The sequence below is a fragment of the Chlorobiota bacterium genome (assembly GCA_016700335.1).
Lineage (GTDB): Bacteria > Bacteroidota > Ignavibacteria > OLB7 > OLB7.
Genome location: CP065014.1, coordinates 1,265,971 through 1,283,546, shown reverse-complemented (window position 1 = coordinate 1,283,546; position 17,576 = coordinate 1,265,971). Strand labels below are relative to the sequence as shown.

At 29.2% G+C, this 17,576-nt stretch carries 18 protein-coding genes; 14 read left to right on the top strand and 4 right to left on the bottom strand.

From position 1 onward, the window contains the following. The first annotated feature begins 4 nt into the window (after positions 1-4). The 9 genes from IPP08_05235 (at position 5) to thiC (ending at position 8,350) form a co-directional block, all read left to right on the top strand. Positions 5-1,108 carry a hypothetical protein gene (locus IPP08_05235; GenBank protein QQS67569.1) on the top strand — a complete coding sequence of 368 codons (1,104 nt, stop codon included), beginning with the start codon at positions 5-7 and terminating at the stop codon, positions 1,106-1,108. 62 nt (positions 1,109-1,170) lie between these two features. Further along, on the top strand, positions 1,171-1,380 hold the full coding sequence (locus IPP08_05230) for a hypothetical protein (protein ID QQS67568.1): 210 nt from the start codon (positions 1,171-1,173) through the stop codon (positions 1,378-1,380). Between the two features lie 26 nt (positions 1,381-1,406). Then, positions 1,407-2,477, top strand: a complete 1,071-nt coding sequence (gene hrcA / locus IPP08_05225) for a heat-inducible transcription repressor HrcA (protein QQS67567.1) — start codon at positions 1,407-1,409, stop codon at positions 2,475-2,477. A 14-nt stretch (positions 2,478-2,491) separates the two neighbouring features. Further along, positions 2,492-3,049: a nucleotide exchange factor GrpE gene (locus IPP08_05220; GenBank protein ID QQS67566.1), complete on the top strand. Its 558-nt coding sequence runs from the start codon at positions 2,492-2,494 to the stop codon at positions 3,047-3,049. Positions 3,050-3,089: 40 nt separating this feature from the next. Further along, entirely contained in the window at positions 3,090-3,575 is a 486-nt protein-coding gene (locus IPP08_05215) for a hypothetical protein (GenBank protein QQS67565.1), read from the top strand. A gap of 21 nt (positions 3,576-3,596) precedes the next feature. Continuing rightward, positions 3,597-4,295, top strand: coding sequence for a hypothetical protein (locus IPP08_05210; protein ID QQS67564.1), 699 nt, complete (start codon positions 3,597-3,599; stop codon positions 4,293-4,295). A 15-nt stretch (positions 4,296-4,310) separates the two neighbouring features. Further along, positions 4,311-5,465: a molecular chaperone DnaJ gene (gene dnaJ / locus IPP08_05205; protein QQS67563.1), complete on the top strand. Its 1,155-nt coding sequence runs from the start codon at positions 4,311-4,313 to the stop codon at positions 5,463-5,465. A gap of 201 nt (positions 5,466-5,666) precedes the next feature. Then, positions 5,667-6,329 (top strand): hypothetical protein, encoded by a 663-nt coding sequence (locus IPP08_05200; GenBank protein ID QQS67562.1) that lies wholly within the window; start codon positions 5,667-5,669, stop codon positions 6,327-6,329. Between the two features lie 137 nt (positions 6,330-6,466). Further along, positions 6,467-8,350, top strand: coding sequence for a phosphomethylpyrimidine synthase ThiC (thiC, locus tag IPP08_05195; GenBank protein QQS67561.1), 1,884 nt, complete (start codon positions 6,467-6,469; stop codon positions 8,348-8,350). A 53-nt stretch (positions 8,351-8,403) separates the two neighbouring features. Here the strand turns inward: thiC and IPP08_05190 are convergent, their stop codons facing one another. From IPP08_05190 to bamD, 3 genes are all read right to left on the bottom strand, one after another. Further along, entirely contained in the window at positions 8,404-10,035 is a 1,632-nt protein-coding gene (locus tag IPP08_05190) for a hypothetical protein (GenBank protein QQS67560.1), read from the bottom strand. Between the two features lie 132 nt (positions 10,036-10,167). Continuing rightward, entirely contained in the window at positions 10,168-10,659 is a 492-nt protein-coding gene (locus tag IPP08_05185; GenBank protein ID QQS67559.1) for an acyl-CoA thioesterase, read from the bottom strand. Positions 10,660-10,726: 67 nt separating this feature from the next. Further along, a complete protein-coding gene (gene bamD / locus IPP08_05180) occupies positions 10,727-11,425 on the bottom strand; it encodes an outer membrane protein assembly factor BamD (GenBank protein ID QQS67558.1) in 699 nt (232 codons plus the stop codon). A 137-nt stretch (positions 11,426-11,562) separates the two neighbouring features. On the opposite strand from bamD, the gene IPP08_05175 reads away from it, so the two are divergent. The 4 genes from IPP08_05175 (at position 11,563) to nirD (ending at position 14,593) form a co-directional block, all read left to right on the top strand. After that, positions 11,563-12,327: an ABC transporter permease gene (locus IPP08_05175; GenBank protein QQS67557.1), complete on the top strand. Its 765-nt coding sequence runs from the start codon at positions 11,563-11,565 to the stop codon at positions 12,325-12,327. Between the two features lie 66 nt (positions 12,328-12,393). After that, complete coding sequence (locus tag IPP08_05170) at positions 12,394-13,122, top strand: ATP-binding cassette domain-containing protein (protein ID QQS67556.1); 729 nt, start codon at positions 12,394-12,396, stop codon at positions 13,120-13,122. Positions 13,123-13,167: 45 nt separating this feature from the next. After that, positions 13,168-14,163 (top strand): tryptophan--tRNA ligase, encoded by a 996-nt coding sequence (trpS, locus tag IPP08_05165; protein QQS67555.1) that lies wholly within the window; start codon positions 13,168-13,170, stop codon positions 14,161-14,163. Positions 14,164-14,245: 82 nt separating this feature from the next. Then, positions 14,246-14,593, top strand: coding sequence for a nitrite reductase small subunit NirD (gene nirD / locus IPP08_05160; GenBank protein QQS67554.1), 348 nt, complete (start codon positions 14,246-14,248; stop codon positions 14,591-14,593). Positions 14,594-14,620: 27 nt separating this feature from the next. Here the strand turns inward: nirD and ftsY are convergent, their stop codons facing one another. Next, positions 14,621-15,637, bottom strand: a complete 1,017-nt coding sequence (gene ftsY, locus IPP08_05155; GenBank protein ID QQS67553.1) for a signal recognition particle-docking protein FtsY — start codon at positions 15,635-15,637, stop codon at positions 14,621-14,623. 366 nt (positions 15,638-16,003) lie between these two features. Between ftsY and IPP08_05150 the strand changes: the two genes are divergently transcribed. Continuing rightward, positions 16,004-17,554, top strand: a complete 1,551-nt coding sequence (locus IPP08_05150; GenBank protein ID QQS67552.1) for an N-6 DNA methylase — start codon at positions 16,004-16,006, stop codon at positions 17,552-17,554. Positions 17,555-17,576: the final 22 nt, after the last annotated feature.

Below are 17,576 nucleotides of genomic sequence, written 5' to 3'. Positions count from 1 at the left end.
TTTAATGAACAAATATATATTTTATTTTATATCATTTATAATTTTAATAATTTCCTTTGGTTGTTCTGGTCAAGGAACTGATTTAATTGATTCAACTATAATAGATAATAATGAACTTTCTATTTTTTCTATTGATACAATTTCTAATGGATTAGTAAATGGTGAAATTGCAAGATTTAACGATACAAGGGGCTTTATTTCTAAGAATGATATTTTTAAGGCTAACAAAACAAATTTAGTACCTTCTATCGATTTTATATATGAATCTTATGACAGATTATATCTACATCATAGAGAAGAAGGTAGTATTTCAATTTTATCTTTAGAGAATCGGAAAATAATTTCTAAAATTGTAGGTTTTCCTCAAAGTAAAGATGATGGAATATGTGGTATGGCATTTAGTAATTTATCACAAGCATGGGTTATTTCTCATAATACTAAAAAAGTTTATTTAGTAGATGTGGTAAATCATATCATTGCAAGAGAAATAGACATTTCTGGATATCCAACTAGTATTTCTACATTAGCAAATAAAGTATTTATTGGTACTGAGTATAATGGAGTAAATAAAATTGAAATTATAAGTAGTAATAATCCAAATTATGAAATTGAAAGATTCTTATTATTACCAAGTCCTGCAATATATATGGGTAAAACTATAACTAATTTTGAACTAGAGAATCCTTTAGTAGTTTTATGTTCTGGTTATACTAATGGTGAAAAGCCTAGATTGTTATATATGACTTTCTTGAATAATGGTTTAGATATTGGTACAAATTTAGAAATAGAACATCCTCCAATTGATAGGTATGTTGGTAAAGAACCAAATTTTATAGGAATTTCTAACACTAACCAACTATATCTTTTAGGAAATGAATCAATTTTGAAATTTGACTTAAATTCTGGTAGGAACTCTTCTTTTTATGAGATATTAACAGGATTTTTTTCACTTGTTTCAGTTGATCCAACTACAGATTTAGTATATGCTTTTAAACCTGAAAATAAAATGTTAAGTAGATCTTCAAAAAATGGAGATGTTTTAGATGATATAAAAATAACAAATGATGTCAAAACAATTCGTTTTGTAAGTTCAAATAAAGTTCAATAATTCTAATTTATTTTTAATTTAAATTTTTCTATATTATTACTTATTAAATTTATTTTTTTGATTTGAAAAAAGAAATTACTTTAGACTTAAAACTTTTAATTACATCTGAATTGGAACCAAAGGAAGATGTAAATAAGTTGTCTATTGATCTTATTTCTAAAATATTAAGTCAAGATATAAGTGATTCAAATTTTATGATTAACATTTTAGAAATTAAAGAAAATAATAGTTCAAATGATGAATTGAATTCAATTCAAAGCGATACATTTTAAGTTTTTTTTTCAATTATAGATATATTATGTTGTATCAATCTGAAAACAATATTATAAATAATTTACATATTAAGGAGATAACTGAACGTGAAGAACTAGTTTTAAGAAGTATAATTCAAAACTACATTTTAACTGCCAATCCTGTTGGATCAAATTTTTTAGCAACTAAATTTGAAGAAGAATCATTATCTCCAGCTACTTTAAGGAATGTTATGGCTTCACTCGAAGATAAAGGTTTTATTAGCCATCCCCATACTTCAGCTGGTAGAGTACCAACTGATTTAGGGTATAGGTTTTATGTTAATAAATTTTTAAAATATGAAAAGTTAAATAAGGATGAAGAAAATTCGATTAAAAAAAATATTTCAATAGCCAGTTTAAACAATAGTATTCTTCAAGAAGCGTCTAACTTAATCGGGAAAATATCTAATCAATTAGGTATTGTTACATCTCCTGAGTTATTAAATAGTTTACTTGAAAGGATTGAAATAATTATACTCTCTAGTAACAAGGTGTTGATTGTTCTATCTTTAGATGGTTTTGTAAGAACTATTACAATTGAAGTTAAAAGTTTTATTGAACGCTCCGATTTAGATAAAATAATTAATTTGTTAAATGAAAAATTATCTGGTTTAACATTATTCGAAATCAGGAATACATGTCATGATCGACTTAAAGATTTTGTAACAGACAACTACAATTGCTTGATTAAAGAATTGTTAAACAAATCTAATATAATTTTTTCTAACAATATAGATTCTGAAAGATTACATTTATCTACAACACACAACATAATGTCTCAACCTGATTTTTCAAGTATTGAACAGTTAAGGGGTATAATTGAACTTGTGGAGAACAAGGAAGTTGTTATACATTTGCTTGAAAATTCAAGATCAGATAATGAAATTGAAGTAACAATAGGTGATGAGAACGAAGATAAAAGATTACAGAACTATTCAATTATAACTAAAAAATATAATGCTAGAAGTGCTTTGGGAACAATAGGTTTAATTGGACCTAAAAGAATGAATTATTCGAGAATGATTTCTATTATAGATTTGATATCAAAAACAGTTTCGACTCAAACAATACATTGATTAAAATATAAAACATGATTAACGAAGAACAAAACATAAAAGAAGAAAGTTTGGATAATCCAATTAATCCAATTGATTTATCAATATTAAACAGCAATGAAGATATTGAATCGGATCATATTCATACTGAAGATGTTACAAGCAATCAAGTTGCTGTTTTAAAAGATCAATTAATGAGATCAATTGCAGACCTTGAGAACATCAGAAGAAGAAAAGATTTAGAGATTAGAAATATTTTAGAATATAGTAATGAAAGATTATTAAAAGATATTTTGCCAATCTTAGACGATATTACTAGGTCAGTTGCAACTGGATTTGACAAAAAGAACTTTGATGTTTTATTTAATGGAGTTAGTTTAATAAAGGATAATTTTGAAAAATTAGTTATGAAATATGAGGTTAAAAAAATTGATTGCTTAGGATTGGATTTTGATGTTAACTTTCATGAAGCGCTTATGAATCAACCTAGTGAAGCACCTGAAGGGACAATTATTTCAGAGCTTGAATCTGGTTACTTTTATAAAGATAAAGTTATTAGGCATTCAAAAGTTATTGTTTCATCAGGATCATAGATTTTTTTTTAAATTAATTATAATTTTCTATTAATAAAATATGGTATCAATCTCTATTGAAAGTAATGGAAGACTTGAACGAACCGCTATTTATTACAATGGCGAACAAATTTCAAAAGTTAAAGAACTTTTAATAAATATTGATGAAGATGGAACTTTTGACTCAATCATAAAGTATGAGAATACTTCTGGTGTAATTCAAGCAAAAAATATATTTGATGATTATCTTCAAGATCTTATTACAGTTGAGCCAAGAGTTTCAGAAGAAGAGGCTCAAAATTTACATTTATTAACTATTGAAAGTGATGGGACTTTGAATAATACAATGGTTTTTATAAATGATGTACAACAAGATGGGTTAACTGGGTTATTTATTCAATTAAAGGGTGGAAATCTTAACGATGATAAAAGTTTTTTTGGGTGGATGAAAACTGACACCAAATCTAACACAATTGATTTTACTTTCAAAGCTGAAATTAAATTTAGGAATGAAGATAATTCAATTGATACACAAAATATATTTTGATAATTTTTTTTAATTGTAATTATGTATAAAGTAATTTTTTCTAAATCATTTTTAGCTGTTTTATTTTCTTTAGTTTTATTATTTTTAATTAATCTAGATGAAATAAACGCACAAAGGAGAGGTTCTTTTGGTGGATTTAGGAGTTCTGGTAGGAGTAGCTTTGGTAGTAGTAGAGGTTTTAGTACACCATCTTATTCAAATAGAAGCAGGCCAAGTTTTACCCAACCTAACAGAACTACCACACCTTCATTTGGAGGTACTAGAAGTACCACAGGAAATGGTGGATGGAATTCAACAACAACTCAAAGACCATCCTTTGGTGGTAAATCTATTTCTAATTCTCAAGAATACACTCGGAGTTATGGAGTTCCAAGAAAAGTTGAAAGGATGAACAATACTACTCAAGGGGGTGGTAATTATGTAGTTAATAATTATGGTGGATATGGTGATAATTTCATGTATGGTTATTTAGCAGGTAGAACTTCTATGTGGTGGAGTACTCCTTTCCATCCTGCTTATTACTATTCTAGACCTTATTATCATAATAATACTGATGGTACCGTTTCTGTTTACCCACCAACTTTTTCAGTTGTATCACTTTTTAGTGCTGTTATTTGGATTGGGATTTTAGGAGTAGGTATTTATGTTGTATATAAAATATTTTTCAAAAAGAAAAACACTTATTCAAACAATGAGGAATCATTCTCATCTTTTGGTTAAAAATTAATTTATTATATGTCCAAGAAAGATTTTTACGAAATTTTAGAAGTAAATAAAAGTTCTACAAATGATGAGATAAAAACTGCCTACAGAAAAATGGCAATGAAATATCATCCTGATAGAAACCCAGGAGATCGTGAATCAGAAGAAAAATTCAAAGAAGCTGCTGAAGCTTATGATGCATTATCTAATGCTGAAAAACGTTCTAGATACGATCAGTTTGGTCACGCTGGTGTTAATAGTAGCGGTGGATTTGGAAGTGGTAATACAGGATTTGATATTAATGATATCTTCTCGGCTTTTGGTGGTGGTATTTTTGATGACTTATTTAACAATCAAAGTAAGCAAAGAGGTGGGAACAGAGCTGATATTTCAGAGCCTGGAAGTGATTTGAAAATTAAATTACCTTTAACTTTAGAGGAAATTGCTGAAGGTGTAGAAAAAAATATTACCATAAAAAAAATGGTAAAATGTAATGATTGTTCAGGTAAAGGTGCCCCTAATTCTAAGGATATTGTTAATTGCAAACAGTGTAGCGGTACTGGTCAAATGAAGCAAGTTTCAAGATCTATATTCGGACAGTTTGTAAATATTGTTAGTTGTAACAACTGTAATGGTAGTGGTAAAGTAGTTATCAATCCTTGTAAAAGTTGTAATGGTGAAGGCAGACTTCAAGGAGAAAGTGTTGAGACAATTGGTGTACCTGCAGGAGTAAGCGATGGGAATTATATTCCAATTAGAAATGGTGGAAATGTTGGTAGAAGAGGAGGATCTAGCGGTGATTTAATCGTGTTAATTGAAGAAAAGAAGCATGAATTTTTTGTGAGGAATGGAAATGATGTTGTTTTTGATTTACAAATTAGTTTTCCTCAAGCTGCCTTAGGATCTGAAATAGAAGTTCCTACTTTAAAAGGTAGATCCGTTATTACGATTGAGGCAGGAACTCAAAATGGTGAATTACTTAGAATGGCAACTAAGGGCATTCCTTTTTTAAATTCTAATAAAAAAGGAGATCAAATTGTTAGAATTAATGTTTTTGTACCAACTAAATTAAATGATGAGGAAAAACTTTTACTTACCAAATTATCAGATTTCCCTAATATAAAACCAATAGTCAACAACAAAGAAAAAGGAAGTTTCTTTGACAAAATGAAAGAAGTTTTTTCTTAGTTTTTGTATTAAATTTTTTCATTTTATTTATTATACTTTTAATCAATATTGTTTTATTTGCAATATTTTGAAACAATAAATTTTTTAAATGATATCAAAAAAATTACTTATCTTTTTAAGTTAAATCAATAAAAATTGTTATTTTGCATGACATTTTTTACAGTTTACAAAATTATATTTTAAAATATCTCTCTTAAATTAATGAAGAAATTTTTACTACCTTTTATTTTAACTCTTATGATTGCTTCATGTGTTGAACAATCTACAACTTTAGTAGATTTCGATATCATCAAACAATCAGCAACCTTTAAAAATGATTTATTAGCAAAAGTTCAACTTTATTTAAATGGTAAAGTTGTTGATACACTTGAAGCAATGTCTGTCAAAATTAAACCTATAAATGCAAAAGGATCTTACAATTGGGCTTGGCAACTTATTCCACCAAAAGATGGGAACAATTCACCAGCTGGAATTAGCCCTAAAATTGATTTAGGACTACAATATGATGTATTGGCAAATTATGTTATAGATAATACTTCATTTAATAAGAAAGATGTTTTTACTCCCAGAATATCAAATCTAACTACAGCTGATATAACAATAACTGCAAATATCAGTGACAAAGAAGGTTCATTTAGAGCAATAAAATTTGTTAAATCAAACTCAAATACTGAAATTGATAGAACTAAAGCAAATCAACCTTATTATTATTGGTTATCTAATTCAACTTTAACTTGTGAAGGAATCGGTATAAATGCAATTAACTTTACAAGAGGAGATACAACAGTTGGTAGGTCATTAAAATTAGATGAATCTACTAATTTTAAAGGTTCTGGATTAACTGAACCTTTAATTGTTAAATAAATAAATACTATTCAATAATATTATATTAAAGGGGAGGCATTTTTTGTCTCCCCTTACTATTTTTGTAAATAATAATTTTATAAGATTCAATCAATAATGATTTTAATCGTTACATTAAAAAAATAAATAAAATTTAAATGAATAAATATATTGTTACTGAAAGTCAAAGCAATCAAATAAATTCTGTACCTCAATTTTCATCTTCAAAGAAAGTTTACATCACTGGAACAAGGGATGATATAAGAGTTCCAATGAGAGAAATCTCATTATCTGACACACCTGAAATGTTTGGTGTTGAAAAGAATATTCCAATTAGAGTTTATGATACATCTGGATCTTATACAGATGAGAATTGTAAAATAGATATTAGAAAAGGTTTACCAGAAGTACGAACACCTTGGATTGAAGAAAGAAATGACACTGAATCACTTAAAGTTTATTCAAGTAAATATAGAATTGATAGAATGAATGATGTTGAAACAAAATTAATTCGTTATCCAAATTCTAAACTACCAAGAAAAGCTAACAGAGGTTTAAATGTAACTCAAATGCATTATGCTCGAAAAGGTATTATAACTCCAGAAATGGAGTATATAGCAATACGAGAAAACATGAAATTACAAATTGAAGTTGAGTCTAATCCTAAAAATATTTTAAGTCATCAACATAAAGGACAAAGTTTTGGAGCTTCTATTCCATTGGAAATAACTCCTGAGTTTGTTCGTAATGAAGTTGCAATTGGAAGAGCAATTATACCTGCAAATATTAATCATCCTGAGTTAGAACCAATGATTATTGGTAGGAATTTTTTAGTTAAAATAAATTCAAATATTGGCAATAGTGTTATTTCATCTTCAATTGAGGAGGAAGTTGAAAAAATGACTTGGGGCATTCGTTGGGGTGCAGACACAACAATGGATCTCTCAACAGGAAAACATATTCATGAAACAAGAGAGTGGATTATTCGTAATTCTCCCGTACCTATTGGTACTGTTCCTATTTATCAAGCTTTAGAAAAAGTAGGTGGTAAAGCAGAGGAGTTAACTTGGGATATTTTCCGAGATACCTTAATTGAACAAGCAGAACAAGGTGTAGATTACTTTACAATTCATGCTGGTGTACTTTTAAGGTACGTACCTTTAACTGCTACTAGGTTAACAGGTATAGTCTCTAGAGGTGGTTCAATTTTAGCTAAATGGTGCTTAGCTCATCATAAAGAAAATTTTCTTTATACTAACTTTGAGGAAATATGTGAAATAATGAAATCTTATGATGTTTCATTTTCATTAGGAGATGGATTGAGACCTGGATCTATTGCTGACGCGAATGATGCAGCACAATTTGGTGAACTAGAGACTTTAGGTGAACTAACTAAAATTGCTTGGAAACATGATGTACAAACTATGATTGAAGGTCCTGGTCATGTCCCAATGCATCTTATTAAGGAGAATATGGATAAACAATTAGAAATTTGTTCAGAAGCACCTTTTTATACTTTGGGTCCCCTAACCACAGATATAGCACCAGGATATGATCACATCACAAGTGCCATTGGTGCTGCAATGATTGGTTGGTTTGGTTGTGCAATGCTTTGTTATGTTACACCAAAGGAACATCTTGGCTTGCCTAATAAAAATGATGTTCGAGAAGGTATTATTTCTTATAAAATTGCAGCTCACGCTGCAGATTTAGGTAAAGGTCATCCTGGTGTTCAAATCAGAGATAATGCTTTATCAAAAGCTAGATTTGAATTTAGATGGGATGATCAATTTAATTTAGGTTTAGATCCTGAAAGAGCTAGAGAATATCATGATGAAACCCTACCAAAAGATTCTGCAAAAGTTGCACATTTCTGTTCGATGTGTGGACCTCAATTCTGTTCTATGAAAATTACTCAAGATGTTCGTGAGTATGCTAAACAAAATAATTTAATAGATATTGATTTAGCTTTTGAATTAGGTATGGAAGAAAAATCTAAAGAATTTATTGAAACAGGTTCTGACGTATATAATAGAATTTAATATAGTTGATAAATTAAAAGACTTTCTTAATTAGTTAAGAGAGTCTTTTTACTTTACTTTCCAACAATTGCAAATTTTCCAATTGAAGTGTATTTGTTATTTACAACAATTTCATATATATAAATTCCACTTTCAGCTAACTTACCATTGTAATCTAAACCATCCCATACCAAACCTAAAATGTTATTTGAATTTACCAAGCCAGTCTGTTTTAACTCTGCTATCCTATTCATTGAACTTGAGTAAACCCATGCTTTAACAGATTTTATTTCATCATTACTAAATACTGAATTTAATACTAACTTATTTCCACCATCATTTATAAATGGTTGTGGACTAATAGTTGTAGCTATTGATAACTGTGCTTCACCACCTGTAATTACATAATTACAAAAACTATTCATAGAACCAGTAAAATTATAAAACAAAGTATCGTATGATCTATATATCGGTTTTGAATTTATAAATTCACTTGTTGAAATTTCAATATTAAAATTATCTGGATCTAAGTTAACACCTCCAGATCCAATATTTGATCGTCCATTTGTAACTACAAAATCAATAGTATCTTTTACTCCATTTTTAGCATTAAAAATGGATCTGTATAATCCAAAACACAAAGGAAACAATTCTCCAGCAAAAGTTATATTACCATTACCCTGATTTTGGGTAATTGAAGGTTTCATGGTTGGATATTTTGACCCATCTTTTAAATATACAGAATCATCTGCTCTAATTCCGGTATAATAACAGCTTTTACCAAATTCACAATAACTATTCTCTAAATTTAAACCATACTTTTTTAATGCATTATCAATTGATGTAAAGCATTTTCCATTTTCTGCAAATAGCTCCCAACTCTCTTTTATAATATTTTTGTTATCAAGTTTTTGAGTTATATAATCAAAATACAATACGTGGCAATATCCTTCAAATGATTGAGTAGTATGAGTAGAAAATGGATACTTTTGAGGACTGTCAAGAAATTTTTTTACATAGTTTATATAATCTAGAATAGTAGGTTCAACAATTCTTTCCATCCAAACTGAAGTTGCTTCATAAAAATTTCTTTGAGATAAATCAGATCTATAACCAGCAAGCTGAACAACATGGTGAAACTCATGGGCAATTGTAACTCTCAATCCATTATATCCAGAAGTTGGATATCCTTTATAATCATTATCTAAAACCATATAAGAACATAATCTATTATCATCAATTTTATTTTGGTCTTCAGGCTGTGCTCCTCCATAAATTTCTTGAGGTAAATTACAAAAATATAAATCTATTTCAGGTCCAACATCTCCTTGTTTAGGGTTTAAATTATCTGCTGGAGGTGGCTTATATCCTAATTGATTAATTTGTATTTCGTATGTTCTTTCTAAATAATAATTTGCAGAATCAATATAATCAGGAATTGAATTTAAATCTTTATCAATCATTGAAACAGCATCAACACCAGATATATCATAATGTAATCTAAAATGTTTATTATTTGTAACTAGTTGTTGTTGCCTTTTAGATCTTTGGTAGTTTCCATCTTGTTTTAACAAAATATTTTTTGCAATATCAACTCCATATTGATTTACTAAATCTGCATAAATTGTAAACAAACATTTAGGTTTAATTGCATCTAAATCTGTTTGTGCTATTAATTTAAAAACATTTAAGAATAGTATTATCAATATCGAGAATCTAAATAACATTTTTATATATTAAATTGGAGAAATTTAGTTTGTAGATAAGTTAATTAGAATATTTTTTAATTAGAAAGGTAAAAAATTATAATTTTATTAATCAGCTTATAGTAAAATATTTTATTTCAATGCTTTAATTTTTTTATCACTTAACAATCTGGCATCTCTTCTAATTCCTGCTGCTTCCCATCTTCTTTTTTCGTCATCGTTAGAAATAATAATTGAAGGTGCAACAACTGGCTTCCTATTTTCATCTAATCCTACAAAAGTTAAATAAGCAGAATTTGCATGAGCACATCTTCCCTCTTTTAAATCTTCCATTTCTACCCTAACCCCAATTTCCATTGATGTTTTGAAAACTCTATTTACTGATGCTTTGAGAATTACTACTTGACCTAATCTAATAGGTTCATGAAAACTCATGCCATCAACATAAGCAGTTACACAAACTCTTCTACTGTGCCTCATAGCTGCTAATGCTGCAGCAATATCAATCCAATGCATCAGCCTCCCTCCAAGCAGATTACCTAATTGGTTTGTATCATTCGGTAAAACCAACTCAGTCATTTCAACTGAGGAATCAGTAACTATTCTTGGTGTTAAATCATTCATGTATTTATTAATATATTTTAATTAACAATTCAACTTAAAAAATTTTGTTGAATTCTGAAATTAATCATTATTTAATTAAAGAATTTATCTCACTTGCAAGTTTACTTTTTGGAAATTCTGATAAAAACTTTTCAGCAATTTTTTTTGCTTCAACTATTTCATCTAAATTTTTCAAACATTCAATTTTTGTTTTAATTGCTAATTCATAAATTTCAGTATCTGAATAATTTTCAATAATTTTATCAAGGTATATTATTGCAGATTTGTATTCTTCAACTTTAATGTAATGGTTTGCAACTCCAATTTCTTTTTTTGCTAATACTCCTCTTATTGATACAATTTTTTTTCTTGCTGAATCAGCCAATGCATCGTTTGGAAATATTTGTACAAATGCTTTGAATTGATCTATTGAATATTTTAATGTTTGTTGATCTCTTTCATATTGTGGTGCAGATTTTTCATAACTTTCTCCAGTTCTGAAAATTGAATAAGAATAGTATTTACTTTGAGGGTAAAGGGCTCTGAGCCTATTAAAATGGAATGTTGCTAATTTAAATTCATCATTTAAAAAATAACTTTCTGCTAAATAGAACTGTGCTTTATCTGCTAAATCTCCATTTGATTCCATTAAAGTAAGTGACTCAAATATTTTTTTAGCATCTTCGAATTTCTCTTTATCAAGATAATTTTTTCCTTCTGTGAATAATTCTTCAGATGTTTTTTTCTTTGTTGTATCTTGAGTTGTTGCACAAGAACAAATAATCAAACAAGTAAATAATGAAAATAATAAATGTAAAAACGTATTTTTGCTATTCATGTAATTAAAATTGATTCAAAATATTTGGCAATATAACACCCTTGTACCATACTAAAAAATGCAGAGATTATTCTCTTTAAAAATCTATGAAAAAGTTTTTAAATATTATCGGATTATTTGGTGAATATGTTAAGTTCACAATAAGGTTTTTTGCAACTTTGTTTAAACCTCCATTAGAACTAGGTCAAATTTTAAAACACTTAGATGATTTGGGATCTAAGTCAATGCAACTTGCATTAACTGCAAATTTCATTTTGGGATTTATTTTAGCATTACAATCAAGACCAACAATGCAGAAATTCGGTGCTGGAGAATTGGTTGCATCAATGGTAACTAGATCATTTACACGCGAATTAGGTCCTGTTATAACTGCATTGATGGTTGCAGGTAGAGTTGCTTCTGGAATAGGTGCTGAACTCGGCTCAATGAAAGTAACAGAGCAAATTGAAGCTATGGAATGCTCTGGCGTTGATCCATTTAATTACCTTGTAAAAACTAGAATAATTGCGTTGATAATTTTAATGCCAATCTTAACTACATTATCAGATTTTGTAGCTATATACGGTGGATATGTAGCGGAGTTAATTAATACTAGAGTTTCTTTAAGATACTATTACTCACAAGTTCTTTCATCATTATATTTTGAAGATGCTTTACCTGGTATATTTAAAACTGTTTTTTTTGGAATGGCAATTGGAATAATTGGATGTTATAAAGGATTTAATACCAAAGGAGGTACTGAAGGCGTAGGTAAAACTACAACTTCTGCTGTTGTTGTTAGCTCACTTTGGATTATTTTATTAGATATGATTTTAGTTCAGCTTACTGTTACTTTTATTGCAGTTCCTTAGTTTCTAAATTTTGAATTTATATTCATCAAATATTTTTTAAACATTTTATTGTACTTTTTTTAATTAATGATCTTAATCAAAGATATTTATAAGTCATTTTCAGATTCTATAAAACCACTTCAAGGAGTTAACTTAAATGTCAATTTAAGTGAGACTCTAGTTTTGCTTGGCAAGTCAGGTTCTGGTAAAAGTGTTCTGTTAAAATGTATTGTTGGTTTAATTCTTCCTGAATATGGTAGTATTTTGGTTGAAGATACCGAAGTTGTGAATGCAAAACTAAATGTGCTAAATGAAATTAGAAAAAAAGTTGGATATGTTTTTCAAAGTGGAGCATTGTATGATTCATTAACCGTTGGCGAAAATTTAGCATTTCCATTAGAGAAAACCAAAGGTTTAAATAGAGCTGAGATAAAAGATAAAGTAGGATATTATTTAGAACAAGTTGGCTTACCAGATAAAATTAACACAATGCCAAGTGAACTTTCTGGAGGACAGAGAAAAAGAATTGGTGTTGCTAGAACAATAATTACTGAACCTGCATATTTGCTTTATGATGAACCAACTACAGGGTTAGATCCATTAACAACTAAAGAAATTGCAGAGTTAATAATTGAATTGCAAAACAAATTTAACATAACTAGTATTGTTGTAACTCATGATCCTTACTGTTTGGATATTGTAGCAGACAGAGTTGCATTTATTGATTATGGAAAAATTGAGTTTGAAGGTACTAAATTAGAAGCCCAAAAAAGTTCTATCGAATTTTTAAAAGTTTTTTTTGGTTTAGGGGGATAATTAGTTTTTTTAATTTATTAATTTATGATTTTTTAAAATATTATTATGACAAGAGTATTTAGTGGCATCCAACCTACTGGAAACGCTCAACTTGGTAATTACATTGGTGCTGTAAAAAGGTGGGTTGAATTACAGAAAGATAAAAATAAAGAAAATATTTATTGTGTTGTTGATTTGCATGCAATTACTGTTAGACAAGATCCAAAAGTTTTAAGAGATAAAATTACAGAGACTTTTGCTTTATTGTTAGCTTGTGGATTAAACGCAAATGATTCTAATATTTTCGTTCAAAGTGATGTAAAAGAACATTCAGAATTATGTTGGTATTTAAATTGCATAACTCCTTTAGGCTGGTTAAATAAAATGACTCAGTTTAAAGACAAATCAATTAAACAAGAATCAATTGATACTGGTTTACTAGATTACCCAGTTTTAATGGCTGCAGACATTTTGCTCTATGATACTGACGAAGTCCCAGTAGGTGATGACCAAAAGCAACATGTAGAATTAACTAGGAATATTGCTGAAAGATTTAATCACATTTTTGGTGAAACATTTGTTATTCCAAAACCAATAATTGCAACCAACGGTGCTAGAATTATGGGTTTAGATAATCCGTTAAATAAAATGTCGAAGAGTAACGAACATGTTAAAGGGCATTCAATAACCTTACTTCAATCTGAAGATGAAATATTAACAACATTTAAAAGAGCACAAACTGATTCTTTTAATGAAATATTATTTTCAGATGATAAAGATAGAGCTGGAGTAAATAACTTATTACAAATTTTTAGTTCAATTTCAGGTTTAGACAAAAATGAAACTATTAATTATTTTTCAAAAGCAAGAGGTTATGGTGATTTAAAAATAGCTGTTGCAGAGTTAGTTATTAAGGAATTTAAACCTATTAAGGAAAAATTTAATTTGATTATTAATGATAAATCTGAACTTGAAAAACTAAGAAAATTTGGTGCTGAAAAGGCAAGTGAAATTGCTCATAAAAAAATACTTAATGTTAGATCTTGTATGGGTTTTGCATAATCGAGTCAATTTGCAATATTGTAAATTTGTATAAGAATTTAATTTTCTATGTAATAAATTATAAATGAAATTTTAAATATAAATGGGAATAATTAAAGAAGTTTGTTTGATTAGTGATTTAAAAAATAGACGAGGAAAAAAAATTGTTGTTGAAGAATTAGATTTAGAAATTGCGATTTTTAAAACTGAAAAAGGAATTTTTTCATTGTCAAATATATGCCCTCATCAACATGCTCATGTAATTTCAGATGGTTTTGTTGATGAAGATAATTGTGTTACTTGCCCTCTTCATAACTGGACTTTTAACCTAGAAGATGGCAAGGTTGTTGGGGGTGTAGCTGCCATAAAAACATATAAAACAATAATTGAGGGGGAAAAAGTACTTTTAGAGTTACCAGATAATGAAACTCCATTGTGGATGGATTTTTAAAATAAATTAAAAACTTTATGAAATAAATCATTTTTTTTCAAATAAAGCTGCAGCATATTCTTTAGCAGAAAATGGTTGCAAATCTTCAATCTTCTCACCTACTCCAATATATCTGACAGGTATTGACAAAGTATCTGCAATTGCAATTACAACACCTCCTTTAGCAGTTCCATCAAGTTTTGTTAACACTAACCCTGTAACAACAGTTGCAAGCATAAATTCTTTTGCTTGTTGAATTGCATTTTGGCCAGTTGTTGCGTCTAAAACTAAGAATACTTCATCAGGTGCTTCAGATTTTAATTTCTTTATCACCCTATTAATTTTCTTTAACTCATCCATCAAGTTTGTTTTGTTATGAAGCCTACCAGCAGTATCAATTATAACTACATCACTTCCCCTTGAAATTGCAGCTTTAACTGTATCGTAAGCAACGGCAGCAGGGTCAGCCCCTTGACCTTGACCAACTATATCAACACCAGCCCTATTAGCCCAAACCTCTAACTGTTCATTAGCAGCTGCTCTAAAAGTATCAGCAGCACCAATTATAACTTTATGACCAGCATTTTTATAATTAAATGCCAACTTGCCAATTGTTGTTGTTTTACCTACTCCATTTACTCCAACAACAATTATAACTAGTGGCTTTTTTTCATTTGGTATTACAAATAATTTATCATTATTCGCTGATGGTGATTTGATTAAAGCATTCGTAATTTCTTCTTGAAGTAAAATTGATAATCCATCAGTATCAGTAATTCCTTCATTTCTACACCTAAATCTTACTTGATCACTAATTTTTATTGTTGTCGGTACTCCTACATCAGCTAACAATAAAGCCTCTTCAATTTCATCTAAAACTTTATCATCTATTATTCTATTTGTACCTAAAACTAAATTCAGTTTTTCAAAAATTCCCTCCCTTGTTTTTGCAAGTCCTTCTTTTAACCTATCTGATCTAAGTGCATCAATTGTTTCTTTTAATGAAACCTTGGTTTCTTCAACTGCATCAATTACTCCTTTCTTTATTTTATCAAAAAATCCCATTTTGTGTTGTAAATATTTTTACAAATATAAGTTTTTAAATAAGTTAAACACATACAATAACATTTAAACTAATTGTTCTAAAATTGTTGAAGATAAAAAGTGTAAAACATTGATAAAAATATAATTAAAGGTTAGGTAATTATTTTACATTTTACTAGTAAAAAAATATCATTCAAGAGTTGATGCAAACAATGTAATTACTTGAGATAATAATTATATTCTAGATTTTAATTAATATGAATTATAAGTGTATTTTTGTATGTTAACTGAAAGTGTTGCAGACGATTCAACCTACATTTAACAAAATCAAATAATAAATCTCAACTCCATGAACAACAAAACCAGACAAATCCAACCAACTTTGGTATGTTTAAGGTAAAAGAAAAAGCAATTGAAGTTACCCTTTGGGAAGCTGCAAATAAATTGAGAGGAAGCGTTGAGCCAGCCGAATATAAACACGTTGTATTAGGACTTGTATTCTTAAAGTTTGCAAGCGACAAGTTTGAAGAACACCGAACCAAATTGATTGCCGAAGGCAAAGAAAAGTATATTGAGAAGCCTGAGTTCTACAATATGAGCAATGTGTTTTTCTTGGAAGAAATTTCACGTTGGAGCTACATTGTTAAAAAGGCAAGACAAAATGATATTGCTTTAATAATTGATACAGCCTTGCATACTATTGAAAAAGACAACAAAGCTTTGAAAGGTGCATTGCCCGATAATTACTTTTCTCGTTTGGGTTTAGACATTACCAAACTGGCTTCTTTGATTAGCGAAATTGACAGCATCAATACACTCAAAGACAAAGGACAAGATTTGGTTGGGCGTGTGTATGAATACTTCTTGAAAAAGTTTGCGATTGCAGAAGGAAAAGGCAAAGGAGAATTCTATACGCCAAAGACAATTGTAAGCCTTATTTCAGAAATGATTGAGCCATACAAAGGAATTATCTATGACCCTGCTTGTGGTTCGGGAGGTATGTTTGTTCAATCCATTAAGTTTATTGAAGCACACCACGGAAACCAAAAAGAAGTTTCTATTTACGGACAGGAATACACCAAAACAACATACAAACTTGCAAAGATGAACCTTGCCATAAGAGGTATTTCTGCAAACCTTGGTGAAAAAGATGCCGACACATTTGCGGACGACCAACACAAAGACTTGAAAGCCGATTACATAATGGCAAACCCACCTTTTAACCAAAAAGACTGGCGAGGCGAAAATGAATTGATTGACGACCCACGTTGGAGAGGTTATGATGTGCCACCAAAAAGCAACGCCAACTATGGTTGGATTTTGAATATGGTTTCCAAACTTTCCGAAAACGGAATTGCTGGTTTTATATTGGCAAATGGTGCATTGAGTGGTGGTGGCGAAGAATATAAAATACGCAAAAAGCTGATTGAAAATAATTTGGTTGAATCGATTTTGGTATTACCACAAGATATGTTTTATACCACCAACATTAGTGTAACGCTTTGGATTTTGAATAAGAATAAAAAAGCTCATACAAGAATAATTGGTGATGAAACCCGCAATTACCGAAATAGAGAAAAGGAAATTCTATTTATGGATTTACGACAAATAGGAATTCCGTTTGAGAAAAAATATATTCAGTTTTCAGAAGAAGATATAATCAAGATTACAGGCTCTTACCACCAATGGCAATGCAATGAAATTGAAAACATTCCCGAGTTCTGCTATTCTGCAACTTTGGAAGAAGTAGTAAAAAAAGATTTTTCACTCGTGCCGAGCAAATACATTGAATTTGTAAACCGTGATGAGAAAATAGATTTTGATGAAAAAATGCAAACACTGAAAAACGAATTCGCGGATTTGCTGAAAGCCGAAGCAGCTTCAAAAAATGATTTACTAACCGTGTTTAAAGATTTGGGTTATGAAATCAAATTATAGCCGCTTAGGCGATTACATACAG